At 51.4% G+C, this 22,844-nt stretch carries 24 protein-coding genes; 17 read left to right on the forward strand and 7 right to left on the reverse strand.

The window, feature by feature from the left end; genetic code table 11:
• Position 1: 1 nt before the first annotated feature.
• From HZ99_RS21290 to HZ99_RS21315, 7 genes are all read right to left on the reverse strand, one after another.
• The gene (locus HZ99_RS21290; RefSeq protein WP_003282175.1) at positions 2 to 562 is read right to left on the reverse strand and encodes a recombinase family protein; all 561 of its coding nucleotides are present in this window, start codon (positions 560 to 562) and stop codon (positions 2 to 4) included.
• A 286-nt stretch (positions 563 to 848) separates the two neighbouring features.
• Positions 849 to 1,415, reverse strand: a complete 567-nt coding sequence (locus HZ99_RS21295) for an OsmC family protein (RefSeq protein ID WP_004574805.1) — start codon at positions 1,413 to 1,415, stop codon at positions 849 to 851.
• A gap of 14 nt (positions 1,416 to 1,429) precedes the next feature.
• On the reverse strand, positions 1,430 to 2,206 hold the full coding sequence (locus HZ99_RS21300; protein WP_004574804.1) for an SDR family NAD(P)-dependent oxidoreductase: 777 nt from the start codon (positions 2,204 to 2,206) through the stop codon (positions 1,430 to 1,432).
• A 59-nt stretch (positions 2,207 to 2,265) separates the two neighbouring features.
• Entirely contained in the window at positions 2,266 to 2,850 is a 585-nt protein-coding gene (locus tag HZ99_RS21305) for a TetR/AcrR family transcriptional regulator (RefSeq protein WP_004574803.1), read from the reverse strand.
• Positions 2,847 to 3,527, reverse strand: coding sequence for a cupin domain-containing protein (locus HZ99_RS21310; protein WP_004574802.1), 681 nt, complete (start codon positions 3,525 to 3,527; stop codon positions 2,847 to 2,849). The genes HZ99_RS21305 and HZ99_RS21310 overlap by 4 nt, the downstream gene beginning before the upstream one ends.
• 233 nt (positions 3,528 to 3,760) lie before the next feature.
• Positions 3,761 to 3,937, reverse strand: a complete 177-nt coding sequence (gene cydP / locus HZ99_RS29045) for a cytochrome oxidase putative small subunit CydP (RefSeq protein WP_047229596.1) — start codon at positions 3,935 to 3,937, stop codon at positions 3,761 to 3,763.
• Between the two features lie 171 nt (positions 3,938 to 4,108).
• Positions 4,109 to 5,431, reverse strand: coding sequence for a sigma-54 interaction domain-containing protein (locus tag HZ99_RS21315; protein WP_038445861.1), 1,323 nt, complete (start codon positions 5,429 to 5,431; stop codon positions 4,109 to 4,111).
• Between the two features lie 237 nt (positions 5,432 to 5,668).
• On the opposite strand from HZ99_RS21315, the gene HZ99_RS21320 reads away from it, so the two are divergent.
• The 17 genes from HZ99_RS21320 (at position 5,669) to HZ99_RS21390 (ending at position 22,732) form a co-directional block, all read left to right on the forward strand.
• Positions 5,669 to 6,547, forward strand: a complete 879-nt coding sequence (locus tag HZ99_RS21320; protein ID WP_038445862.1) for an MBL fold metallo-hydrolase — start codon at positions 5,669 to 5,671, stop codon at positions 6,545 to 6,547.
• A 52-nt stretch (positions 6,548 to 6,599) separates the two neighbouring features.
• Positions 6,600 to 8,270 carry a bifunctional protein tyrosine phosphatase family protein/NAD(P)/FAD-dependent oxidoreductase gene (locus HZ99_RS21325; RefSeq protein ID WP_038445863.1) on the forward strand — a complete coding sequence of 557 codons (1,671 nt, stop codon included), beginning with the start codon at positions 6,600 to 6,602 and terminating at the stop codon, positions 8,268 to 8,270.
• 28 nt (positions 8,271 to 8,298) lie between these two features.
• Positions 8,299 to 9,102 (forward strand): sulfite exporter TauE/SafE family protein, encoded by an 804-nt coding sequence (locus HZ99_RS21330; protein ID WP_038445865.1) that lies wholly within the window; start codon positions 8,299 to 8,301, stop codon positions 9,100 to 9,102.
• Between the two features lie 192 nt (positions 9,103 to 9,294).
• Positions 9,295 to 9,786 (forward strand): OsmC family protein, encoded by a 492-nt coding sequence (locus HZ99_RS21335; protein ID WP_038445868.1) that lies wholly within the window; start codon positions 9,295 to 9,297, stop codon positions 9,784 to 9,786.
• Positions 9,787 to 9,980: 194 nt separating this feature from the next.
• Positions 9,981 to 10,478 (forward strand): PaaI family thioesterase, encoded by a 498-nt coding sequence (locus HZ99_RS28060; RefSeq protein WP_076964601.1) that lies wholly within the window; start codon positions 9,981 to 9,983, stop codon positions 10,476 to 10,478.
• 192 nt (positions 10,479 to 10,670) lie between these two features.
• On the forward strand, positions 10,671 to 10,985 hold the full coding sequence (locus HZ99_RS21340) for an ArsR/SmtB family transcription factor (protein ID WP_038445870.1): 315 nt from the start codon (positions 10,671 to 10,673) through the stop codon (positions 10,983 to 10,985).
• The gene (locus tag HZ99_RS21345) at positions 10,982 to 11,422 is read left to right on the forward strand and encodes a YeeE/YedE family protein (protein WP_038445873.1); all 441 of its coding nucleotides are present in this window, start codon (positions 10,982 to 10,984) and stop codon (positions 11,420 to 11,422) included. The genes HZ99_RS21340 and HZ99_RS21345 overlap by 4 nt, the downstream gene beginning before the upstream one ends.
• A complete protein-coding gene (locus HZ99_RS21350) occupies positions 11,419 to 11,838 on the forward strand; it encodes a DUF6691 family protein (protein ID WP_038445874.1) in 420 nt (139 codons plus the stop codon). Before HZ99_RS21345 ends, HZ99_RS21350 begins: the two co-directional genes overlap by 4 nt.
• Positions 11,839 to 11,851: 13 nt before the next feature.
• Positions 11,852 to 12,040, forward strand: coding sequence for a YgaP family membrane protein (locus tag HZ99_RS28065; RefSeq protein ID WP_047229595.1), 189 nt, complete (start codon positions 11,852 to 11,854; stop codon positions 12,038 to 12,040).
• Positions 12,041 to 12,177: 137 nt separating this feature from the next.
• Positions 12,178 to 13,041: an MBL fold metallo-hydrolase gene (locus HZ99_RS21355; RefSeq protein ID WP_038445876.1), complete on the forward strand. Its 864-nt coding sequence runs from the start codon at positions 12,178 to 12,180 to the stop codon at positions 13,039 to 13,041.
• Between the two features lie 160 nt (positions 13,042 to 13,201).
• Positions 13,202 to 13,759 (forward strand): Tll0287-like domain-containing protein, encoded by a 558-nt coding sequence (locus HZ99_RS21360; protein ID WP_038445878.1) that lies wholly within the window; start codon positions 13,202 to 13,204, stop codon positions 13,757 to 13,759.
• 247 nt (positions 13,760 to 14,006) lie between these two features.
• Complete coding sequence (locus HZ99_RS21365; RefSeq protein ID WP_038445880.1) at positions 14,007 to 14,372, forward strand: YidH family protein; 366 nt, start codon at positions 14,007 to 14,009, stop codon at positions 14,370 to 14,372.
• 519 nt (positions 14,373 to 14,891) lie between these two features.
• Positions 14,892 to 15,839, forward strand: a complete 948-nt coding sequence (locus HZ99_RS21370) for a Y-family DNA polymerase (RefSeq protein ID WP_051903209.1) — start codon at positions 14,892 to 14,894, stop codon at positions 15,837 to 15,839.
• 113 nt (positions 15,840 to 15,952) lie between these two features.
• Positions 15,953 to 16,930 (forward strand): IS5 family transposase, encoded by a 978-nt coding sequence (locus tag HZ99_RS21375; RefSeq protein WP_033902000.1) that lies wholly within the window; start codon positions 15,953 to 15,955, stop codon positions 16,928 to 16,930.
• Positions 16,931 to 17,085: 155 nt separating this feature from the next.
• On the forward strand, positions 17,086 to 19,644 hold the full coding sequence (locus HZ99_RS21380; RefSeq protein WP_327158194.1) for a class I SAM-dependent DNA methyltransferase: 2,559 nt from the start codon (positions 17,086 to 17,088) through the stop codon (positions 19,642 to 19,644).
• Positions 19,637 to 21,556 (forward strand): DEAD/DEAH box helicase, encoded by a 1,920-nt coding sequence (locus tag HZ99_RS21385; RefSeq protein ID WP_038445882.1) that lies wholly within the window; start codon positions 19,637 to 19,639, stop codon positions 21,554 to 21,556. The genes HZ99_RS21380 and HZ99_RS21385 overlap by 8 nt, the downstream gene beginning before the upstream one ends.
• A 3-nt stretch (positions 21,557 to 21,559) precedes the next feature.
• Positions 21,560 to 22,732, forward strand: a complete 1,173-nt coding sequence (locus HZ99_RS21390) for a GIY-YIG nuclease family protein (protein WP_038445884.1) — start codon at positions 21,560 to 21,562, stop codon at positions 22,730 to 22,732.
• Positions 22,733 to 22,844: the final 112 nt, after the last annotated feature.

Here is a 22,844-nt window from a genome sequence, read left to right on the forward strand (position 1 = left end):
ATCAGTCGTCCGTGCGGAGGTACTGGTAGAGGGTTTCCCGGCTGATGTTGAACTCGCGGGCGAGCTGCGCCTTTGGTTCCCCCGTAGCCGCTCGCTGCCGCAGGGTAGCAGCCTGCTCGTCGGACAGGGCCTTCTTGCGGCCCCGGTACGCACCGCGCTGTTTGGCCAGGGCGATACCCTCGCGCTGCCGCTCACGGATCAGGGCGCGCTCGAACTCGGCGAAGGCCCCCATCACCGACAGCATCAGGTTGGCCATGGGCGAATCCTCGCCCGTGAAGACCAGCCCCTCCTTCAGGAACTCGATGCGCACGCCGCGTTGGGTCAGGTTTTGCACCAGCCGGCGCAGGTCATCGAGGTTTCGGGCCAGGCGATCCATGCTGTGCACCACCACGGTGTCACCCTCACGGACGAAGCTCAGCAGCGCTTCGAGCTGGGGGCGCTGAGTGTCCTTGCCGGAGGCCTTGTCGGTGAACACCTTGCTCACCTCGGTCTGTTCCAGTTGGCGTTCAGGGTTCTGCTCGAAGCTGCTGACCCGAACGTAGCCGATGCGGTGCCCCTGCACGATGTCTCCTTGGTTGAAGGCGGCTTAAGTGCACTTTCTGTTCCGTTGCGCCTCAAAGCCAGTTTCTGTCAGGCTGAAATCTATAACCTTCGCGGGCATGTGTCACAAAATGCGGAAACGGACTCTATTCTAACTAAGCGGCGCGACCCTGCCTGACATCCGGTTAGGGTGTACCTCAAATTGACACTGCGTATTCCAGAGAACGTGATGACGGAAGGTTGAACCTTCCGTCATAGCGCATCTGGTTTGGCCTCCCGTCAGCCAACCACGGGAAACACTGACTCGATCATTGGAGAATGGTCAGCTTGGCCTTGAGATCAATGGCTCTCGCGAAGTTGTGGTAATTCGGCGATGTTCGCTGCACCTGCGCGTGCAATGCTTTCAGCGCCGCCGAATCCGCCGACGACTCCATTTCGACCTCATACTCGACCTGGTCGTACCCTGGATTGATCCCAGGATCGATTCCAAGAAAACCTCTCAGATCGAGGCTTCCCTTCGTGCGGATAGTCAGCGATTGCAACTCGATGTTCATTGCCGCCGCATTTGCCGCGTAGGTTGCAGTCATGCATGCGTTCAACGCAGCCAGGATCAATTCTTGTGGATTAGCGGCCGTGTCGGTACCGAGCAATTCTGCCGGTTCGTCCGCGTCGATGACAAAGCCGCGCGCCAAGGCCGTGTCACCTAGTACGAGCGGCATGGTTCGCGCACGCGTCCGGGTGCCACCCTCCCAGGTTGTCACGACGCCGAACGTCGCGATGCCTGCGGCGGGCTTTGCTGCGACCTGATCTGCAAACTCACGCAATGCGCCGACGTTGATCCCGTTGCCGGGAGTTCCTTTAATGTTTGTGTTCATTTCTCGTTCCCCCATTATGTGTTACGCCCGGCCATCACGCCGCCGTCAACGTCCCAGATTGCGCCCGTCACCCATGCTGCCTTGTCCGACAACAGGAAGAGGATGACCTCGGCGACGTCTTGTGGCGTCCCAACCCTGCCGATTGGGTGGAAGCTGTTGAATCCCTGTAAGGCGCCATGAACCTCGGCCTTGGGTATGAATCCCTCGTAAATCGGCGTTTCGACAACCGCCGGAGAAACGGCATTGACCCTGATTTGTTTGGATGCCAGCTCCATCGCAAGGTGCTGGGTCAGCGAATGCAAACCTGCTTTTGCCATCGAATACGCGGACGACGGCGTAGCCGCAATCGCCTGCTTGCCCCACATCGAGCCGATGTTCACAATGGCGCCGGGACGCTCGCTGGCCACGAGATTGGCCACGACTTTTTGTGTGATGAAGAAGAACGCTTTATTCAACGTCAAATATTGTTCGTAATCACTTTCCGTGTGCTCAAGAAACGCCTTCGGGAAGAACACCCCAGCCGCGTTGACCAGAAGATTGATGTCCTTGTGGTGTTCATCGATGGTATGCAGGAGTCGCTTCACATCTTCGGCTCGCGAGAGATCGGCAGTCAGGGCGGTCACGGTGCCCAACGACGACAGCGCCTTGCGGGCCTCTTCGGCCTTGTCTTCACGGTGACCGACGATGACGACGCTTCCGCCTTGCTCAAGAACCATGCGGGCAGTTTGCAGTCCCATCCCGCTAGTGCCGCCGATGACCAACAACTTCTTGCCATTAAATTCAGTACTCATAATAATCTCCTTAACTACCAACTAAATGGTAGGGTTGTGTTGCAAAAAAAGTGCCGACCTCAGGTCAACACGGTGGAAAGAAAAGTGTTTCCAACTTCGGCCGGTCCGCGTGACGACCGCATGCCACGGCCCACCATCATCGAGCCTTCCAACGCGCACAAGAATGCCTCTGCGAGAGCCTCTGGGGTGGAATTCGAGGTGATCAGCGCGGCACGCTGACCATCGGCAACGACAAGAGTCAACCAGTCGAGATTGACTTTAAAGAATCGCTCGACCTCGCTCACAACGGCGTCCGGCAGCGAGTCCGACTCGGCACCCAACATGCCGCAGACACAAAGGCGCCGGTCCTTGGCGAAGGTGCGTTCGAAAAGTGCCGCATACGCAGTTAGCCTGTCAGGCGCTTTCGCATGCTGCCCTTCGATGCTCAGCAACTCCTCACGAAACCGGTGCGTGTAGCGCTGTGCGACCACGGCCACGAGTTCACCCTTCTTGGGAAAGTGGTGGTGGATACTTGGTTTTTTGATGCCTACCAACTGGGCCACGTCGTCGTATGAGAAGCCGTTGTAGCCGTGCTGCTGTACCAACCCTTCAGCGGCATCGACCACCCGCTCGGCGGTCGGCGAGATTTCGGAGAAATGCTTCATGCAAGCGCCTCATTTGATTCGGCGACTGGCAGGTGGCCTGTCTTGACCAGGATGGTGCAGCCTGTATTGCTGAAGGGACGGTGAGCACTCAAATGCGGACTGCGCATCCATGTGCCGGTAGGGTAGCTTCCGAACTCATCCTCAAAGACGCCTTCCAACACATAGATTTCTTCACCGCCGTAGTGACGATGCGAATTGAATCGTGTCCCCGGGGCCCAGCGCACCAAAGCCGTATGTTGTGTGTCGAACTCAGAAAGTGGCATCACCGACAGACCCGGCACGAGGCCTGGAAACCAGGGGCCGTTACGGGTGTCGACCACGGTGCGTTGGCTGTCGGCTAGATCAAGATGGCGCAGCTTGACGAACAACGTGCAACCCGTCGCGGAGCTCGGTGCATGCGAAGAACCTGGTGGATTCTTGATGTAAGTCCCAGGCCCGAAGGTCCCGGATTCGTCGCTGAATTCGCCGTCCAGGACCAGAATCTCCTCGCCCAAGTCGTGCTTATGATTTTCAAAAGCGGAGCCCGGCGCGTATCGCACGATCGAGGTGGCACGCGCCACTTCGTCGCCATCACGCTCCAGTAACTGGCGTTGAATCCCGGTCGCTGGCGAATCGACCCACTGTAAGCTTGAAGGCTCGACGACAACACGCTGCGAAAGATCTGAATTGAGTTTCATGGCTTTATTTCATCTACCGACTACTTGGTAGGTAAGTTATAAGATCCCGATTTGTTTGTCAAATAGCTTTCGCCATTTTCTTTCATCCATTGAAAAAACAATGAATTGGTTACAAGAACTCGCGAAGCTTAGCGTACGATTTTTTCCGAATTCTCTATCGTCCCCAAAAAGAAAGTGGTAAAGCGCAGTGGCTGCAAACTGCAGCCGAGACAAATCCACCAGTTGTTCTGAAATCACTTGCTTGCCCCTTGAGTCGAGGTGGGTACACCGAACCTGGCGCCGATGGTGTTCGGGTCGACGCTGACGTGCGAATCCCGGATGAACAGCCACCACAGCACTGTCAGCACCAGTAGCTTGATCACTACTGCTGAGAGCAGATGGCGTCGCAGTCGTTTGTCGGAAATGGTCATGACTATGCAGTTTGCACACGGCATGCCAAGGGGGGAGTTTTTATTTTTATCGTTTAATAACAGTTACTTAATGATAAAACTGCCAAGGCAGTGGATGTCTTGGCAGGTTAATACGCTGCCAATCTGCCAGAGTGGCAGTCATTGGCAGTCGTGCGGCGTGAGCACTAGCTACTAGGCCAAACCTTGCTCTTTCAGTCGTCTGTACAAAGTACGTTCGCTAATACCCATGTGCTTGGCCAGCTCACTGCGGGTACCTTTAAAAGTAGCGAGTGCCTGTACCAGCGTGCCGCCGTCGAAAGGGGTGGAAGTCGAGGACTGAGACATCACGACGGAGGCCTGGGGTAAATGTATGGAGCGGATCACTCCATCGTCAGCGAACAGACTGGCTCTTTCCAGAACATTGCGTAATTCACGGATATTGCCGGGCCAGGAAAACCGCTGCAATTGTGTCAGTGCATCCGCATCTATTGTCAGCCGGCGCTTGCCTGTACCGGCACGTTGTAGAAATGAATTCACAAGCAAACCAATGTCTTCAACTCGGTTACGCAAGGGTGGTAACTGAATTGGAAAGGCGCTGATGCGGTAGTACAGGTCCTGTCTGAACTCTCCTTTCTCCATCATTTTTTCCAATGGTTTGTGGGTCGCAGCAATTAACCTGAAGTTGGCGTGAAGGGTCTCGACACTGCCGACACGGCGATAGGTGCCCGATTCGATCAGGCGCAACAGTTTTACCTGCATTGCCAGCGGAACATCGCCAATCTCATCAAGAAACAACGTGCCGCCCTGGGCTGTTTCGACCAAACCAGGCTTGCGCGTGGTGGCACCGGTGAATGCTCCTTTTTCATGGCCGAACAGCTCGCTCTCAAACAACGTTTCGGTCAATCCTGAGCAATCTACGACTACAAAGGGTCCAGTGGCCCGCTCGCTGGTTTCATGTACCGCGCGGGCGAACAACTCTTTGCCCGTGCCGGACTCGCCTAACAGCAGTACCGGGAGCATTGATGGTGCGACCCGCTGCAGCTCAGACAGGGCGAGGTTAAAGGCGGGTGAACAGCCAACCAGCCCTTCGTTGCTGGGTCGCGCTGACGCGCTGCGGACCAGTGTGAGACGCTCCACATAGGCGGTAATAACACCGTGCTCATCTAGAATCGGGCGCAATTCGACGTCGACATGCTCAGGTCCCCGTGGCGTGTGGTGAATGTGCAAAACACGATCAGGCCCGCGCATTTCCTGCGCCTTTTTCATCGGACAATTCTCACCCGCCTGATCACAAGGGACATCGTAATGGTGTGAGATTTGATAACACTTATGACCGATAAAGGGTTTTTCAGCGCTGCCGAACTGCCGCTGATAGGCAGTGTTGGCAGCCAGGATGTTGTACTCCGGATCGAGCACGATCATCGGCTGGGGTTCGTGTTCAAGAAACGAAACAAGTGACTGCACTTGATCCGGGTGTGGGAGTGAGTTGTCAGAGGTGGGCAGGATGGTCTTCATGGTGGCTCCCGAGAATTCCTCCATCCTGTTGTGGCACTGCCACCTCTGTCAACAGGCACTGCCAATGGCAGTGGATTTGGGTCGACGTAGAAAAAAGCCAACCTCAAACAAATAATTAAACTTAATGAAATCAAGTAGATAAGATTATATTTCTGTACGATTTTGGCCTGGCAAACTTATTGCTATGTCAGTCCTTAGTGTGAGCGGCTCGCTAAAAGCCCCCTAAGGAGACAGGTCATGAGCGTAAAACTTCACGTCGAAGGATTCTTCGATTCTGCTACCAATACTGTCAGCTACCTCGTGCTGGATGAAGCGACCAACCACTGCGCCTTAGTGGACAGCGTACTTGACTACGACCCCAAATCCGGCCACACCGCCACAACGTCTGCCGACAAGTTGATTGCGAGGGTGAACGAACTCAATGCGAGGGTCGACTGGATTCTTGAGACCCACGTCCACGCAGACCACCTGACGGCCGCGCCCTACCTGAAGGAAAAGCTCGGTGGAAAAATAGGGATCGGCAGTCAGATTTCGACGGTGCAGGAGGTGTTTGGCACTCTGTTCAATACAGCTGGCGATATGGCCCGCGATGGAAGCCAGTTCGATCACCTGTTCGTTAATGACGAGCCGTTTGCCATTGGCACGCTGCAATGCCACGCGCTCCATACACCGGGCCATACACCAGCCTGTATGACTTATGTGATCAGCGATGGGACCGAAACGGCTGCGTTCGTCGGCGATACCTTGTTTATGCCGGACTACGGTACTGCACGCTGTGACTTTCCCGGAGGCAATGCGCGTACGTTGTTCCAGTCAATCAACAAGGTGCTAAGTCTGCCGGCCAATACCTTGCTGTACATGTGCCACGACTACCAGCCTGGTGGCCGCGAGGTGCAGTTCGTCAGTACCGTTGCAGACCAACGCGCGCACAACGTTCATGTGCGTAATGGCATCAGCGAGGAGGAGTTCGTGGCGATGCGCACCAAGCGTGATGCATCGATGGACATGCCGACACTGATCCTGCCATCCGTTCAGGTCAACATGCGGGCAGGGCACTTACCTGAGCCCGAATCGAACGGGACGCGCTACCTGAAAATCCCGCTCAACGTCGCCTGACGTTGCCTCCCCCAAAAAACCTATAAGAAAAATACCCATAACGGAGACCCTTATGGACATTCGCTGCCTTGCGCCTGGACTGTCGGTATCAGAACAGATTTTTCCCAACCAATTGGCTGAACTAAAAGAAAACGGTTTTCGCGCCATTGTGTGTAACCGTCCTGATGGCGAAGGCGGCGATCAACCCTTGTTTGCCGAAATCAAACGTACGGCCCAAGCGAACGGTATTGAGGCGCACTACCTTCCCGCTGAATCAGGCAAAGTGACCGACGAGCAAGGTATTGCCTTCGGCAAGCTCCTTGAAACTCTTCCAAAACCGGTGTTGGCCTATTGCCGTTCCGGCATGCGCTCGACAACGATGTGGGCACTGTCACAAGCGGGCCAACAACCCCTGCCATACATCGTCGAGACGGCCAAAAAAGCCGGGTTCGATATGAAAGGCGTCATTCGCCGGATTGCGAATCAGGGGCGCACGCCGGTCGAAGTGGCTGAGGCGCAGCATACCGTGGTCATCATCGGGGGCGGTGCGGCAGGTATTGCGACTGCATCCAGTTTACTGGCGCGAGATCCTGGACTCGACGTTGCCATCATCGACCCGGCAGATGTGCACTACTACCAGCCAGGCTGGACACTTGTCGGCTGTGGTGTCTTCGATGCGCCCCAAACTGCCCACACGATGGGCACGACCATCCCCCGCGGTGTGCACTGGATCAAGTCGGCGGTCGCCGCTTTCGAACCCGAGAGAAATGCCGTCATTCTTGATGGATGCAGAGTCGTCAAATACGAGCAACTGATCGTGTGCCCTGGCCTGAAGCTCAATTGGCATGCAATCGAGGGTTTGTCGGACACCCTGGGTCGCAACGGCGTGACTTCAAATTACCTGTATCACCTTGCCCCTTATACGTGGGAACTGGTGCAGCAACTGCGTGGTGGGCGAGCCATTTTCACGCAACCACCCATGCCGATCAAATGTGCCGGGGCGCCGCAAAAAGCAATGTACCTTTCTGCCGATCATTGGAAACGTACCGGTGTATTGGACAACGTCAAGATCGAGTTTTGCAGCGCCGGCGCGGTGCTGTTCGGAGTTCCCGACTATGTGCCCGCACTGATGGAATACATCAAGGCCTATGGTATCGACCTGAACTTCGGCAACACACTCACCAGCGTGAATGGACCCGCACGGACTGCAACATTCAACTGCGTTAGTCCGGATGGCAGCGCCCATCTTGTTACTCGAGACTTCGATCTACTTCATGTTGTACCACCGCAGATTGCGCCGGATTTTGTCCGAGTCAGCCCTCTCGTCGATGCGGCCGGCTGGATCGATGTCGACCCTGCCACTCTGCGCCATAAAACCTGGGTAAATATTCACGCGCTGGGAGACGCCGCCAACTCCAGCAACGCCAAAACCGCGGCGGCTGCACGCAAGCAGGCTCCCGTTGTTGCCCATAATGTGTTGGCTGCCATGGGTAAAGCAAAAGGCAGTGCCCATTACGACGGTTACGGCTCCTGCCCGCTGACGGTTGAACGCGGCAAGATCGTACTGGCGGAGTTCACCTATGGTGGCAAGGTCGCCCCCAGCTTCCCATCCTGGCTGATTGAGGGTACCCGGCCATCGAGGCTGGCATGGCTGCTCAAGGAGCGAATTCTTCCACCGCTGTACTGGAAGGGAATGCTCAAGGGCCGTGAGTGGATGGCGAAACCCGAGTTGGCTGACCTATGAAATCAGACCTGAAAGCAAGGAGACTGAGATGATCATCGTCTTACTGCTCGGGCTTACTGTTGGAGTCATTCTGGCTCTGACCGGCGCCGGCGGAGGAATACTGGCTGTTCCCTTGCTGGTGTTTGGAGTGGGATTGAGCATGGCCGAGGCTGGGCCAATCGGTTTACTGGCTGTCGGTTTAGCCTCGACCCTGGGTGCCGTGATAGGACTCAAAAACGGCACCGTCCGCTATAAAGCGGCGCTTTTAATTGCTGGAGCGGGGATCGTCTGTTCTCCCCTTGGCCTTTGGCTGGCGCAACGCACGCCTAACCGTCCGTTGACGATCATGTTTGCCTTCGTGCTGATGTACGTTGCGTTCCGGGTCTATCAACGATCGCTCACTCCCTCCACGGAGTCGAAGACACCAGTTATATCCAAACCACCGCCTTGCCTATTGGACGCCAATCGAGGAAAGCTAAACTGGACTGCTCCGTGTGCATGGGCGCTCACTGCTTCTGGCATTGTCGCGGGTGGGCTTTCTGGCTTGCTCGGCGTGGGCGGTGGCTTTGTGATGGTGCCGGCGCTCCAGCGATACACCAATTTGACAGCACAGTCAGTGCTTGCCACGTCTCTAGCCGTTATTGCGCTGGTTTCAATTTCCGGCGTTGCTGCGAGCTCGGCAGCTGGGCACTTACAGTGGGCAGTTGCCATTCCATTTTCCATTGGGGCATTAGCCGGCATGATCTGCGGGCGCTTTGTCGCTGCCAAGCTGTCGGGGCCAAACTTACAAAAAGGGTTTGCCATTGTATCTGCAGTGGTTGCAGTGGCCTTGCTGGTAAAAGCTATTCAGTAGATCAAGTGGGCGGAGGACTTACCCGCCTGTTGACGGCTGTCCTGAAAGCCTTCAGCTAATCCATGACTGCCAGATCCGGCTGCAATGGTTCTTCTGCTGGTATTTATCTCGGCCGCCCCACAGATCCACTTCCTGGTCCGCTCCTGCGGAGCTGGATTGAACCTACCGTCAAATGAACGAAGGATTGGACTCATGAACGACAGCACTCGTGTGAATTTGCGTTTGGAGCAACAACATGACTATCGCTGCACGCTGCATTTCGAAGAAGGTGCGCCGACTCTGACCGTGGATGAGCCACCACCACTGGGTGAGGCTGTTGGCCCCAGCCCGGTAGAGCTGCTGCTCGGTGCGGTAGCCAACTGCTTGACTAATAGTCTGCTGTTCGCGCTGCGTAAGTACAAGCAGGACGCCGAACCGCTTTCTTGCAAGGCCAGTGCTGAGGTCGGACGCAATGCTGAAAATCGCCTACGGGTACTCCATATAGACATCGAACTGCAGTTAGGCAAATCAGCTGCCAAGCTGGAGCACTTACCGCGCATCCTTAGCCAATTCGAAAGCTTTTGCACCGTTACACAGAGCGTGGCCCAAGGCATCCCAGTCCAATTACGAGTCATAGACTCCGAAGCGCTGGTACTAAAAGGCGATCTGCATGCTTCCACTGAACCCGCTTCGACAGGGGCTTGAAAACTTGCAGCGGACAGGTAAAGCATTGTGGATTAGGGCGTCCGATTGGCATTGGAGTCGGTGACGTTCTAGCGCGTACGAGCATATGGATGCACGGTACAAGGGTGCTGCAATCATGGTGCGGGGACTGTCGTGTCAACATCAGCTCTTCTCTTCAATGTTTCCCCGACAGCCAATCAATGAAAGGACAAATAATGAACATCCAAGCTCTTCCATTACAAGATCGGGCCGCCCCGGACGGCATCTGTTTCGGGTGCGGAAGCGCGCATCCAAGCGGTCTCCAGATAAAAAGTCACTGGGATGCCGACGGTATTCATATTGTGTGCAAACACACTCCATCCCCCGAGTTTACCGGATGGCCAGAGTTGGTTTACGGTGGTTTCATTGCAATGTTGGTGGACTGCCACTCGAACTGGACCGCGATGGCCTATCACTATCGTGCAGAAGGGAGAGAACCTGGAACAGCGCCCCGCATCGATTGCGTTACTGGGCAATTGAACCTCAGCTTTCATAAGCCCACGCCAATGGGGGGTGAACTCATCTTAAAAGCATGGGTTGAAGGAGAGGTCGGACGCAAGTCACGGGTTATTTGCGAGGTTTGGGCAGGTGATGTTTTGACCGTAACCGGCGACTCTATCTTTGTCAGAGTCAGCACTGAGAAATTAAGGGCTCAAGCACAAGCAATAAACTGAGCTGCTGTATAGGTATCCGGAAATACTCTGGTGTGTTAGGGCGGCGGTAATGCAACGGGCATCCGCATTAAAAAATGAGGCCGCAAGGCCCGGCTAGTACGTCACGTGATCCGGCTTTGAATCAGTGCAGTCGATCAATTAATAATAGTATATAATGTATATTAATATATTGAGAGGCTAGTGAGCGCTCATATGCCCGAATTAGACATCCAGCAGCTTCGCGCAAATGCCGATGCTGCCAGCCAGTTCCTAAAGGCTTTGGCCAACCCGGATCGCTTGATGCTGCTGTGCCAATTATCCCAAGGTGAGCGCAATGTCAGCGATCTGGAGTCACTGCTGGGGATACAGCAACCGACTCTCTCTCAACAGCTGGCGGTGCTTCGCCGCGAAGGACTGGTGGAGACCCGCCGTGACGGAAAGCAGGTGTTCTATCGCATCAGCAGTCCCCCAGCATTGGCAGTCATCCAAACCCTGTACCAACAATTTTGCGCCGGAGAAGCTTCATGAATGTCGACTGGCTCAACTTCACTCCCTGGTCATCCCTTGCAGGCGGCGCATTGATTGGCCTGGCTGCCAGTCTATTCGTTGTCGCCAACGGGCGTATCGCAGGCATCAGCGGTTTGATGGGCAGTCTTTTACAGCGTGGCAGCGAGGGGGTGAGTGAGAAAGCTCTTTTTCTCTTGGGTTTGCTCATCGCACCACTTCTATGGGGCTTGTTCGCCACACTGCCGCAGATTGAGTTCCAAAGTGGCTGGTTCGGACTGATCGTCGCCGGTGTATTGGTGGGCATCGGCACACGATACGGTTCAGGTTGCACCAGTGGCCATGGGGTGTGTGGCATCTCGCGCCTTTCGCCGAGATCGATGGTCGCCACTGCGTGTTTCATGTTCAGCGGTTTCGCCACAGTGTTTGTCCTGCGTCATCTTCTGGGGGGTTGGACATGATCAAACTGACCGCATTCATTGCTGGTCTGCTGTTCGGCTTGGGTCTGCTTCTGGCAGGCATGGCCAACCCAAGCAAAGTGCTCGCTTTCCTGGATTTAACCGGTGCTTGGGACCCTTCCTTGGCGTTGGTCATGGTCGGGGCCATTGGCATAGCCGTTGGCCCGCTAACCTGGGCGCGCCAACAATCCAGTTCGCTGCTGGGAAGGCCAATGCAGCTACCGATCAAACGTGAGTTGGACCCGCGCTTGATTGGCGGGAGCCTGTTGTTTGGCATCGGCTGGGGAATAGCGGGCATCTGTCCTGGCCCCGCAGTGGCAATTCTGCTGACAGGACGCTGGCAAGTGATCGTATTCATGTTGGCCATGCTGGCCGGCATGTTGTTGTTTACTGCGCTGGAGACCCGGCGCAGCCATTGATCGGGAGATCGCCATGAAAGCGAACATTGGAACCATTGACCGTAGCCTGCGCATTGTCGCCGGTCTGCTTCTCATTGGCCTCAGTCTGTCCGGTGTGATCGGCGTGTGGGGTTGGATAGGTTTAGTGCCGCTGGCCACTGGCATTTTCCGTTTCTGCCCTGTCTATACGTTGCTAGGCATCAAAACCTGTAACCGTTGCTGAGCGACAGCCGTTTGCACACTAGCGGGTGCCTGAAGGTGCCCGTGGTGGTTTAGGTACGCAGCTCTGATCACGGTTCCTTACCAAAGCCCGTTGGTAGATCAGCACTCCACTTCGTATATCGAAAAGAGAACTCCATCATGAAACCACATGTAGAAGCTTTTTTTGATTCCGCTACGTATACCTACAGCTATGTTGTCAGTGACCCGACTACAGGGCACTGCGCCATTATCGACTCGGTGCTCGATTACGATCCTGCATCAGGTCACACCTCTTGCAAAAGCGCGGAACGTTTAATTGCCTACGTGCGTGAGCAAACCCTTACGGTGGAGTGGTTATTAGAAACCCATGTACATGCCGACCATCTTTCCGCAGCTCAGTATCTAAAGCGCCAGTTGGGCGGCCAACTGGTCATCGGCGATCAGATCACGTCGGTTCAGTACACTTTTGGGAAGTTGTTCAACGTTGGCAGCGAGTTTGCCACTGATGGTCGTCAATTCGACCGGCTGCTGAAAGACGGTGAGTGCTTTTTGATCGGAGGAATCGAAGCTCACGCCATCCACACACCGGGACACACGCCGGCCTGCATGACCTATCTAATCGGTGATGCTGGTTTTGTCGGTGATACGCTGTTCATGCCTGATTACGGCACTGCCCGATGCGACTTTCCCGGTGGCGATGCGCGAAAACTCTTCCAGTCCATTCAAAAGTTGTTCGAGTTGCCCGACGATACCCGTTTGTTTATGTGCCACGACTACAAGGCCCCGGGTCGAGATGTCTACCGCAATGAAACAACCATTGCTGAGCAACGGGCTCATAACGTCCATGTGCATCAGGGCACCAGCGAAGCAGATTTCGTTGCTATGCGCCAGGCGCGGGATGCCACCTTAGGTATGCCGACACTTATCCTGCCATCCGTGCAAGTGAACATGCGGGCCGGTCAATTGCCTCCAGCTGAAGGAAATGGCACTTGCTACCTGAAAATCCCTCTTAACGTGCTCTGAACTGCTGTCGTTAATTGACTCACTTAAACAATTGGCATGCACCAATGCCGTCGCCACCTGACAAGGGCAGATGCACGTTTTAGATCGTGGTTCAACACCCCGCCAAGGCCATGTTTGTTAACCCCAACAGTTCGATCGACAAAAGTACGAGGAGATTGATATGCGGATGGTAATGATTTTTCTGAGCGGAGCATTGAGTGTTGCAGCCTATGCTGACGACCTCGAAAAGATGACTGCTGAAGGGGCCACTCTTATTCCCCCCTTCCAGCAGCATCTTATGGACACCGTGAAATCAGCCATGCAAACAGGTGGACCAGTTAACGCCGTTGAGGCTTGCCAGTTGCTCGCACCGCAAATTGCTGATCAGCACAGTCAAACACCGTGGGTTGTGGGCCGGACAGCATTAAAGGTTCGAAATCCGGATAACGTACCAGATGCTTGGGAAAAGCAGATTCTTGAGCAATTTGTTAAGCGCGCTGCGGCAGGTGAAGCATTATCTGGTTTAACGTATTCGGAAATCGTAAAGGGTGAATTCCGAATGATGAAGGCTATCTCTACAGGTGAAGCGTGTTTAGGATGCCATGGTAAGGAGATAAAACCAGAACTGACTGCGGTAATAGATCAACGGTACCCGCAGGATAAAGCCCGCGGCTTTGCTCTAGGAGAACTGCGCGGTGCGTTTACTCTACGTCGAATCATAGAGACAGCAAATGATTAACTCAGGAACGCAAAAAAACTAGAATATGCCAATCCTGTGTGAGCGGTATTTCTGTTAAACCTACAACATCCGATCCTTGAATCGGGTACTAGAGCAGTTCAATTTTTATTAGACCACTACATCGGGCACCTAAGTAAGAAAAAACATCTACCGTCTACGTATCTTACTTAATCAAGTTAACAATCGCAGAGTAGGTTTGCTACCTGACTGGAGCCGAATCAACAATCGTTTAAACAAGGATAATTTAATGTCTGACCTGAACGATCCACGAGTGTTTTTTGCCGCTGAGAGAACCTTGCTGGCCTGGAACCGAACCAGTCTTTCGCTTATGGCATTTGGCTTCGTGATTGAGCGATCCGGATTACTTTTTCAGTTGATAAAACCAGGCGCGTTGGGCAGCCCAGAAAGACATTTTTCCTTCTGGATCGGACTGGCTTTTCTCATGCTGGGCTCATGGGTTGCATGCTGGTCATCCTGGCAGTACAAACGCGTGGTCAAATCTCTGAAGCCAGTAGAAATCCCAGAGGGGTACAGCATCAACTCTGGCCCTACAGCAAATGTGCTCACCGCCGTCCTAGGAGCCTTGCTCATGGTCTACCTTGCCATCATATGAGCAAAGCTCAGCCTCAACGTTGTATTGTGAGACCTGTGCCAGTCAGGCGTATTCCGGCTCGAAATCACCCGATCTGACTCAGGCCTTCACCTCTCCCAAGTCGCCCTTCACATCAAAAAAGTACAAATGATTCACCGGCGACCTTTTCGCCCCATCACAGCCAGAGGCAAGCGGGCGAGTGATGAATGTTTTGGATGAGATGAATGCCAAAGGGGGGCGAGTACGTTGCGGACTGCCAGCGTCCCTGTATCACCTGAATGGGGAATGAGGAGATAGCTTAACAGCCCCAGTTATACAACCAGGTTGGATGAGCCTCGGACTGTTGGATCGGGCTCATCTTGATCACGCTAGCTTTCGTCGCCGCAAAATTCGCGTATTTGCCATGGACACCACGTGATCCATTTTTGTGAAAAATGCGTGTGTCTATGGACATCGGATACCTAATTTAAACCCTCACAAATATTCATCAAAATCGATGTCCATGGGTTGACATCTTTCCTTTACATCGATGAAAGTTTCGTGCAGCTCGACGGGCTTCCTGAACCGCTGATCGACGTGGGCCGAGCCATTCAGGCGCGCGTCCTCCAATGGGCGGCTCTTCCTGTCGGTGTTGGCATCGGTCACACAAAGACCCTGGCAAAAGCAGCACAACACGCGTCAAAGGTCTGGAAAGAGAAAACGGGCGGGGTTGTGGATCTACGCAAGCCGGAGGCCGTTGAATGGCTTCTTCGGCGCATGCCGGTCGAAGAAGTTTGGGGGATTGGTCGCCGGATGAAAGCCAACCTTGAACTGGATGGCATTTCTACTGCGTGGGATCTCTCATTAGCAGAACCTAAATCCATGGGCCGCAAATACTCTGTCGTGCTCGAACGGACGATTCGCGAGCTGCGCGGCGAGTCCTGTATGGATCTGGAACAAGTCGTTCCGTCGAAGCAATCCATATGCTCAAGCAAGATGTTCGGCCAGCGGGTTTACTCGTTGGAAGGTCTGCGGCAGGCATTAGCCAGCTACATGCATCGAGCATCCGAAAAGCTTCGGGCGCAGCGATCACTCTGCGGTTCGTTTCGTATTGGCATACAAACGTCATTCCATGGTGACGGGCCAAAGTACGCTAACGGCGTGACATGTACCCCTGAATACCCAACCGATGATGTGCGCTTACTGACCAAACACGCCTTGCGCGGGTTGGAATCCATTTACAGACCGGGCTATGCCTATAGCAAAGCGGAGGTGATGTTGATGGATCTTCGTCAACGTGGTGAGTTCACAGCGGATCTGTTCACTGAAAGCCAGCCTGTTAAATCTGACGCACTCATGCGTGTGATGGATAAGGTTAACCGACGGTGGGGCAGGGAGTGTTTGCGCACAGCGGCGGTGCCCATGGCCCCTGACTGGGGGATGCGCCGGGAGCTGCTAAGCCCGAGCTATATGACCGACTGGGATCAGCTTTGGAAAGTGAAGACATAAGAGCGGTCGCAAATCGGTATCTGCTCCGAGTGCTGAGCGTTAGGGAAACTCTGAAAAAGACTTCCAAATCTGGTGAGATACGGCTGTCCCACGAACTGAACGGTTGAGCCCCGATGAAGCAAATGTCTTTCGCTGATGCCGAGTACGCAGGCAAACGTAAGCAGACCCGCCGTGAGCGTTTCCTGATTGAGATGGATCAGGTCGTGCCCTGGAAAGGCCTGATTGCGTTGATCGAGCCGCATTATCCGAAGGGTGAAGGCGGTCGTCCGGCGTATCCGTTGATGGCCATGCTGCGGGTTCATCTGATGCAAAACTGGTTCGGCTACAGCGATCCGGCGATGGAAGAGTCCCTCTACGAAACCACGATTCTGCGCCAGTTTGCCGGGCTGCATTTGGATCGGATTCCGGATGAAACCACGATCCTCAACTTCCGCCGGCTGTTGGAAAAACATGAGCTGGCCGGTGGGATTTTGCAGGTCATCAACGGCTATTTGGGCGACCGAGGTTTGCTGCTGCGTCAGGGAACTGTGGTCGATGCGACGATCATTCATGCGCCCAGTTCGACCAAGAACAAGGACGGTAAACGCGACCCCGAAATGCACCAGACAAAGAAAGGAAATCAGTACTATTTCGGGATGAAATCGCACATCGGTGTCGATGTTGAATCCGGTCTGGTACATAGCGTGGTGGGCACGGCGGCGAATGTGGCGGACGTGACTCAGGTCGATCAGTTGCTGCATGGCGAGGAAACTTACGTCTCTGGCGATGCCGGTTACACCGGCGTGGAGAAGCGTGCGGAGCATCAACATCGCCAGATGATCTGGTCGATCGCAGCGCGCCCCAGCAGCTATAAGAAGCATGCAAAAAAGAGCCTGATCGGTCGCATGCGCCGCAAAATCGAATACGCGAAAGCTCAAGTCCGGGCCAAGGTTGAGCATCCATTCAGGGTGATCAAGCGCCAGTTTGGTTATACGAAAGTCCGCTTCCGAGGCTTGGTGAAAAACACCGCGCAGCAGACCACACTGTTTGCCTTATCGAACCTGTGGATGATGCGAAAACGACTGTTGAATGCAGGCGAGGTGCGCCTGTGATGTGGACAATGAGCCCTGAAAAGGTGCTATTCCGCAAAAAACAGTGAACTGACAGGAGGAAAGGTCTGATTTTCGATTAAGTCGGTGTTTTTTGAACCTCAGACAGCGAGGCCGTTAAAAACGGCTGCTTACTTCAGACCTTCCCTAAAGCCTCGATCACACGACTCAAGATGGTCGGAAGAGGAAGCTACAATCTCGCTAAAAAAGAAGGTGAAGTACTATGGAAAAAGCAGGTTTATTATAAGTCGACAGTTAGCGATAAACTGCTTTCAACTATTGACGAAATGAAACATTCGGAATCAGCGAAAAAACACCAGCCGCGTTTTATAATTGCTGTAAACGATACTCAGCTAGTCGCTATAGATACTAGAACAGCAGATACTCTAGATATACAGATAACCCAGCTTAAAAATAGATTTGATTTCTTTTTACCATGGGCGAATATGGAAAAGGCTCAATTTCAGCCTGAAAGCCCAGCGGATGTCAAAGCAGCCGAAAAAATGGCAAAATTGTTCGACATGCTTCGCTTGAATAATGCAGCCAACGACTCTAACCAAATCCATGCACAAAACGTATTTCTATCAAGGATACTGTTCTGCTACTTTGCAGAAGATACAGGAATATTTGAACCGAGGTTGTTCACTGGACACGTTGCCTCACACACAGCCGAAGACGGTTCAGATCTTGCCGACTATCTGCGCCAAGTGTTCGACGTAATGAATCTAGAGGTTAGGACCAATGTACCTAACTACTTAGAAGATTTTCCGTATGTGAACGGCGGCCTATTTGCAGATAAGCTACCTGTACCGACATTTGATCGAAAATCCAGAGCAATGCTCATCGAGTGTGGCTCTGATCTAAACTGGTCTGAAATCAATCCGGATATATTTGGCTCGATGATTCAGGCCGTAGTTGACCCCAGCCAACGGGGCAACATGGGTATGCATTACACGTCTGTACCCAACATCATGAAAGTCATAGAACCGCTATTTTTGAATGAATTAAAGGCAGAGTTCGCAAAGCATCATAGTAGCCGAGCAAAACTTGAGCAGTTATTGCTTCGCTTAGAACATATAAATATATTTGACCCGGCATGTGGATCGGGAAATTTTTTAATCATTGCGTATAAAGAGCTACGCGAGCTAGAAATGGAAATCTTCAAGCGCTTGCAGGAAATAACTAAAGACGGTTTAATTCCGCTACCCCGGATCAAAATTTCGCAGTTCTATGGCATAGAACTGGATGACTTTGCGCATGAAGTTGCCATTTTATCTCTATGGCTAGCAGAGCATCAAATGAACCTAAAGTTCAAAGAAGTATTTGGACGCTGCAATCCAGCGCTTCCTCTAAATAACAGCGGCAATGTAGTTAGAGGTAATGCGTTGCAAAAAGATTGGAAAAATGTTTGTCCTTTATCTGATAACACCCAGGTATTTATACTTGGAAATCCACCTTACTTGGGGTCTAGCCTACAATCTGACCAACAGAAGGAAGATATTGCACATGTGTTTTTCGGTATCGAAGGCTACAAAAGTATCGACTTAATCGCAAGCTGGTTTTACAAAGCTGCTCGCTATATTGCGGGAACAGGCTCACGCGCTGCATTCGTATCTACCAACTCTATTTGCCAGGGTGAGCAAGTGGGGCTTTTATGGCCAAATATTTTTGAGAATAACATCGAAATTGATTTTGTACACCAACCTTTTAAGTGGGAAAATAATGCGAAAAAGAACGCAGCTGTTTATTGTGTCATTGTTGGGCTAAGAAATTCTTCAAATAGTGAAAAATATTTATTCAAGGAAGGGCTATCCCAAACTGTAGAAAACATAAACCCCTACCTTGTGGCGACCAAGCGTAATATTATCTTACCAAAAAGGCAAAAGCCACTATCCAGAATTCCATCGATGACTTATGGCAGTAAACCCACGGACGGAGGCAATCTTTTACTTGAACCTAATGAAAAGGATGAATTTGTAAAGAAGTATCCTGAAGCAAAGAAATACCTCAAACGGTTCATTGGAGCCTCTGAACATACCAATAACAAAGAACGGTGGTGCTTGTGGATTAACGATCAGGAGCTTAACGAAGCACTGACCATTAGAGGAATAAGCGAACGCATCAATAAGGTAGAAGAGTTCCGACTAAACAGCACAAAAGCTGCAACGAGAGCGATAGCAGGTGTTGCGCATCGATTTGGCGAGCCTCGTTACATAGCAAGCAACTCTATCCTCGTTCCTATTCATGGCTCGGATCGCCGCCAGTACATCCCATTTGGATTTCTGGATAAGTCATTTGTGGCCTCGAATGCTACACAAGTCATTTATACCGGGGAGCTATATGTTTTCGGACTTATATCATCTCTGATTCACAACGTCTGGATCAAAGCTTCTTGCGGAAAAATCAAGGAAGATCCACGATATTCCTCTACGTTAGGCTATAACAATTTTCCAGTTCCATCATTAACAGACCAAAATAAGCTGGATATTTCCGCTTTAGTCCTCGAAATCCTAAGCTCTAGGGAGCAATACCCTGAGTTAAGCCTCTCAGATCTTTATGATCCAGATCTGATGCCCCCTGATTTGATGGAAGCGCATTCCAGATTAGATGCGGTCGTGGAACGATGCTATAGAGCCAAAGATTTTGTGAATGACGAGGACCGCCTCGACTACCTCTTCAAGCTGTATGAAAAGATGACCGGAGCCCCAAATGCCTAATTTAGTCGAAGTTTCCTACGCTCATACTGGGCAGAGTACCAGCATTAACAAATATGGTATGCGTGAGATGCAAGCGAGCGCATTCGAAGCCAGGAACGCTCAATACCTCTTACTGAAAGCTCCTCCGGCCTCAGGAAAATCAAGGGCTTTGATGTTCATCGCCCTCGACAAGCTAATCAACCAAGGGATATCAAAGGCAATTATTGCCGTGCCAGAGAGGTCCATCGGTGGGTCCTTTAGTAGTGTTGAACTGAGTAAGTTCGGCTTCTTTTCTGACTGGAAGGTAGAACCCAAAAACAATCTTTGTACCCCAGGCGGCAACCAGAGCAAGGTTCAAGCCTTTGTGAATTTTCTGAAAGGTGAAGACCAGGTTTTAGTCTGCACCCATGCAACCCTTCGCTACGCGTTTGAAGCTGTTGACGAATCAGAATTTGACAACGTACTTCTTGCGATAGACGAATTTCACCACGTATCTGCGGACGGCGAAAATCGTCTTGGGGAGCTTTTGCGCTCAGTTATGGCAAAATCTGAGGCACATATAGTCGCAATGACCGGTTCCTACTTCCGAGGCGACAGCGTTCCCGTCCTTCTCCCTGAGGACGAGGCACAGTTTACAAAAGTCACTTACAACTATTATAAACAGCTAAACGGCTACACTTACCTCAAATCGTTGGGCATCGGTTATCATTTCTACCAAGGTAAATACACCAGCGCTATAGATGAGGTGTTGGATACAGACATAAAAACAATTCTTCACATCCCCAATGTACAGTCCGGCGAATCCACAAAAGATAAATACGATGAGGTGGATCGTATACTGGACATTATTGGTACGGTGACGCACCGCGACCCTGATACATGCGTCATTCATTTAAAGCGTCATGGTGATGGTAAAGATCTGAAAGTTGCAGACTTAGTGCATGATGAACCTAATGCTCGGGAACGGATTGTTGAGTATTTACGCAATATTGAGAAGCCGGAAGATATGGACCTTATCATAGCTCTGGGAATGGCTAAAGAAGGTTTTGACTGGAAGTTCTGCGAACATGCCTTAACAGTTGGCTATCGAGGCTCCCTTACTGAAATTATACAAATCATTGGTCGCTGCACTCGTGACAGCGATAATAAGATCCATGCACAGTTTACAAATCTTATAGCTCAGCCAGACGCGACCGACGAGTTAGTCAAACTTTCAGTAAATAACATGCTAAAAGCCATCACGTGCTCTCTACTAATGGAGCAGGTTTTGGCGCCTAACTTTAAATTCAAAACAAAACTTAATGATGAAGATAAAAGCACTGAAAATGAGATCAAAGTCCGGGGATTGAAGGAGCCATCTTCTAAAAGGGTACGCGATATCATAGAATCTGACCTAAACGACCTTAAAGCGGCGATCCTCTCAGACGACAAAATAGTGAAGGCGTTGCCAGGCAACGTAGATCCTGAAGTCATTAATAAGGTCATGATCCCAAAAATTATTAAAATAAAATACCCTGAATTGAGTGACGAAGAAGTTGAAGAGGTTCGTCAGCAAGTAGTTGTTGACTCAGTGATAAAGAACGGTGAGATTAAAGAAGAAGGTAACAAACGCTTTGTTCGTATGGCTGATAAATTTATTAATATAGACGACCTTCACATTGATCTGATTGATCGAGTGAATCCGTTCCAGAAAGCATTTGAAATTCTTTCTAAGTCTCTTACTACCAAAATATTCAAAGTCATACAAGATACTATCGAAGCTACCCGCATCCAGATGAGTGATGATGAGGCCATTTTACTATGGCCAAAAATAAAAGATTTTTACAAATCGCGACAGCGTGAACCGGAAATCAATTCACCTGATCCCCTTGAACGGCGCATGGCCGAAGCGCTTGTTTATATCAAAGCGCAGCGTAGACAGCAGGGAGTATAAAATATGGAGAAGGAAACGCTGCTGAAAATGTTACAAGACGATGATCTTGGCTTGCTCAATATAAAGCCTACTCGTACTGCCATTTCCATTGATGAGCGCTTGCTTCAATCTTTTGTTCAAATCAACAATTTTTACACAGAGCACAGCCGTGAGCCACAGTCGAATCCTACTGACATTTTGGAGTTTCAGCTTTTCAATAGATTAAAAGGTATACGAGCCAATAAGCAAAAATGTGATTCTCTGCGCCACGCTGACGAATTTAAGTTACTAGATCATATCGAGCCTGAAAAGAATATTTCTTCAGTCGCTGATATTTTTGATGATGATGCTTTCGGTCTGCTGGACAACGAAGCTGACGGCATTTTTAATCTAAAACACGTTCCTTCATCTCCTATAAACATGCCTGATAAAATCGCGCAGCGGAAGCGCTGCGAGGACTTCGATAAATTTGAACAGTTATTTAAAGCGTGTCATTCTGAACTTACGTCTGGCATCCGGGAGGCACGGCCGTTTACGGGTGAGCAGCAGATAAAACCTGGACATTTCTTCATTCTTCACGGTATTACGGCTTATGTAGCTGAGGTAGGTGAGAAAGAAGTAAAAAACGGGAAAGTAAATGCCCGATTACGCTGTATATTTGAGAACGGTACAGAGTCAAATATGCTCCTTCGTTCCCTAGCTACTGAGTTGTATAAGGATGAAACTGGGCGGCGAATTCTTGATCACCAAGAAAAGGCTTTAGAGGCTTTGGAGCTTATTAAGTCGGAAGATGTGAAGTCAGGCCATCTTTACATTCTAAGTTCTCTCAGTCAGGACCCTGGAATTTCATCAATCGAGAATCTCTATAAGATTGGATACTCTACGGTGCCGGTGAAAGAACGCATAAAAAAAGCTGCAGATGAACCTACTTATTTGATGGCCAACGTCAAAATTATCTCCGTATTCGAATGTTATAATTTAAATCCTCAAAAACTTGAACTTCTACTTCATACTTTTTTTGGAAGCTCCTGTCTTAATGTCGACGTTTTTGACAAAAAAGGAAATAGATTTTCCCCTCGTGAGTGGTTTATAGCTCCGTTACGAATTATCGAAGCCGCTGCATATATGCTGATAAACGGAGAAATTCTTAACTATCGATATGACTCGGAATCTATGGAAATTGTTGAAATACGATGATATTTATTTAACTCACAACGACATTGCATGCTAAGCATTCAGCCTGTCAGATTGTGGCTAAAGAGGTTGACGCCAAAGCGCCAGAAAATGCACATTTCTGCCCTACTCTGAC

The sequence above is a fragment of the Pseudomonas fluorescens genome (assembly GCF_000730425.1).
GTDB classification, from domain to species: Bacteria; Pseudomonadota; Gammaproteobacteria; order Pseudomonadales; family Pseudomonadaceae; genus Aquipseudomonas; species Aquipseudomonas fluorescens_X.

Excerpts from the sequence above, each read along its gene's own strand:
- HZ99_RS21350 (WP_038445874.1), top strand. The coding sequence starts at position 11,419 with ATGATCAAACTGACCGCATTCATTGCTGGTCTGCTGTTCGGCTTGGGT.
- HZ99_RS21365 (WP_038445880.1), top strand. The coding sequence starts at position 14,007 with ATGTCTGACCTGAACGATCCACGAGTGTTTTTTGCCGCTGAGAGAACC.
- cydP (WP_047229596.1), bottom strand. The coding sequence starts at position 3,937 with ATGACCATTTCCGACAAACGACTGCGACGCCATCTGCTCTCAGCAGTA.
- HZ99_RS21300 (WP_004574804.1), bottom strand. The coding sequence starts at position 2,206 with ATGAGTACTGAATTTAATGGCAAGAAGTTGTTGGTCATCGGCGGCACT.
- HZ99_RS21385 (WP_038445882.1), top strand. The coding sequence starts at position 19,637 with ATGCCTAATTTAGTCGAAGTTTCCTACGCTCATACTGGGCAGAGTACC.
- HZ99_RS21320 (WP_038445862.1), top strand. The coding sequence starts at position 5,669 with ATGAGCGTAAAACTTCACGTCGAAGGATTCTTCGATTCTGCTACCAAT.
- HZ99_RS21325 (WP_038445863.1), top strand. The coding sequence starts at position 6,600 with ATGGACATTCGCTGCCTTGCGCCTGGACTGTCGGTATCAGAACAGATT.
- HZ99_RS21310 (WP_004574802.1), bottom strand. The coding sequence starts at position 3,527 with ATGAAACTCAATTCAGATCTTTCGCAGCGTGTTGTCGTCGAGCCTTCA.
- HZ99_RS28060 (WP_076964601.1), top strand. The coding sequence starts at position 9,981 with ATGAACATCCAAGCTCTTCCATTACAAGATCGGGCCGCCCCGGACGGC.
- HZ99_RS21390 (WP_038445884.1), top strand. The coding sequence starts at position 21,560 with ATGGAGAAGGAAACGCTGCTGAAAATGTTACAAGACGATGATCTTGGC.
- HZ99_RS21345 (WP_038445873.1), top strand. The coding sequence starts at position 10,982 with ATGAATGTCGACTGGCTCAACTTCACTCCCTGGTCATCCCTTGCAGGC.
- HZ99_RS21335 (WP_038445868.1), top strand. The coding sequence starts at position 9,295 with ATGAACGACAGCACTCGTGTGAATTTGCGTTTGGAGCAACAACATGAC.
- HZ99_RS21355 (WP_038445876.1), top strand. The coding sequence starts at position 12,178 with ATGAAACCACATGTAGAAGCTTTTTTTGATTCCGCTACGTATACCTAC.
- HZ99_RS21305 (WP_004574803.1), bottom strand. The coding sequence starts at position 2,850 with ATGAAGCATTTCTCCGAAATCTCGCCGACCGCCGAGCGGGTGGTCGAT.
- HZ99_RS28065 (WP_047229595.1), top strand. The coding sequence starts at position 11,852 with ATGAAAGCGAACATTGGAACCATTGACCGTAGCCTGCGCATTGTCGCC.
- HZ99_RS21375 (WP_033902000.1), top strand. The coding sequence starts at position 15,953 with ATGAAGCAAATGTCTTTCGCTGATGCCGAGTACGCAGGCAAACGTAAG.
- HZ99_RS21340 (WP_038445870.1), top strand. The coding sequence starts at position 10,671 with ATGCCCGAATTAGACATCCAGCAGCTTCGCGCAAATGCCGATGCTGCC.
- HZ99_RS21315 (WP_038445861.1), bottom strand. The coding sequence starts at position 5,431 with ATGAAGACCATCCTGCCCACCTCTGACAACTCACTCCCACACCCGGAT.
- HZ99_RS21330 (WP_038445865.1), top strand. The coding sequence starts at position 8,299 with ATGATCATCGTCTTACTGCTCGGGCTTACTGTTGGAGTCATTCTGGCT.
- HZ99_RS21360 (WP_038445878.1), top strand. The coding sequence starts at position 13,202 with ATGCGGATGGTAATGATTTTTCTGAGCGGAGCATTGAGTGTTGCAGCC.
- HZ99_RS21295 (WP_004574805.1), bottom strand. The coding sequence starts at position 1,415 with ATGAACACAAACATTAAAGGAACTCCCGGCAACGGGATCAACGTCGGC.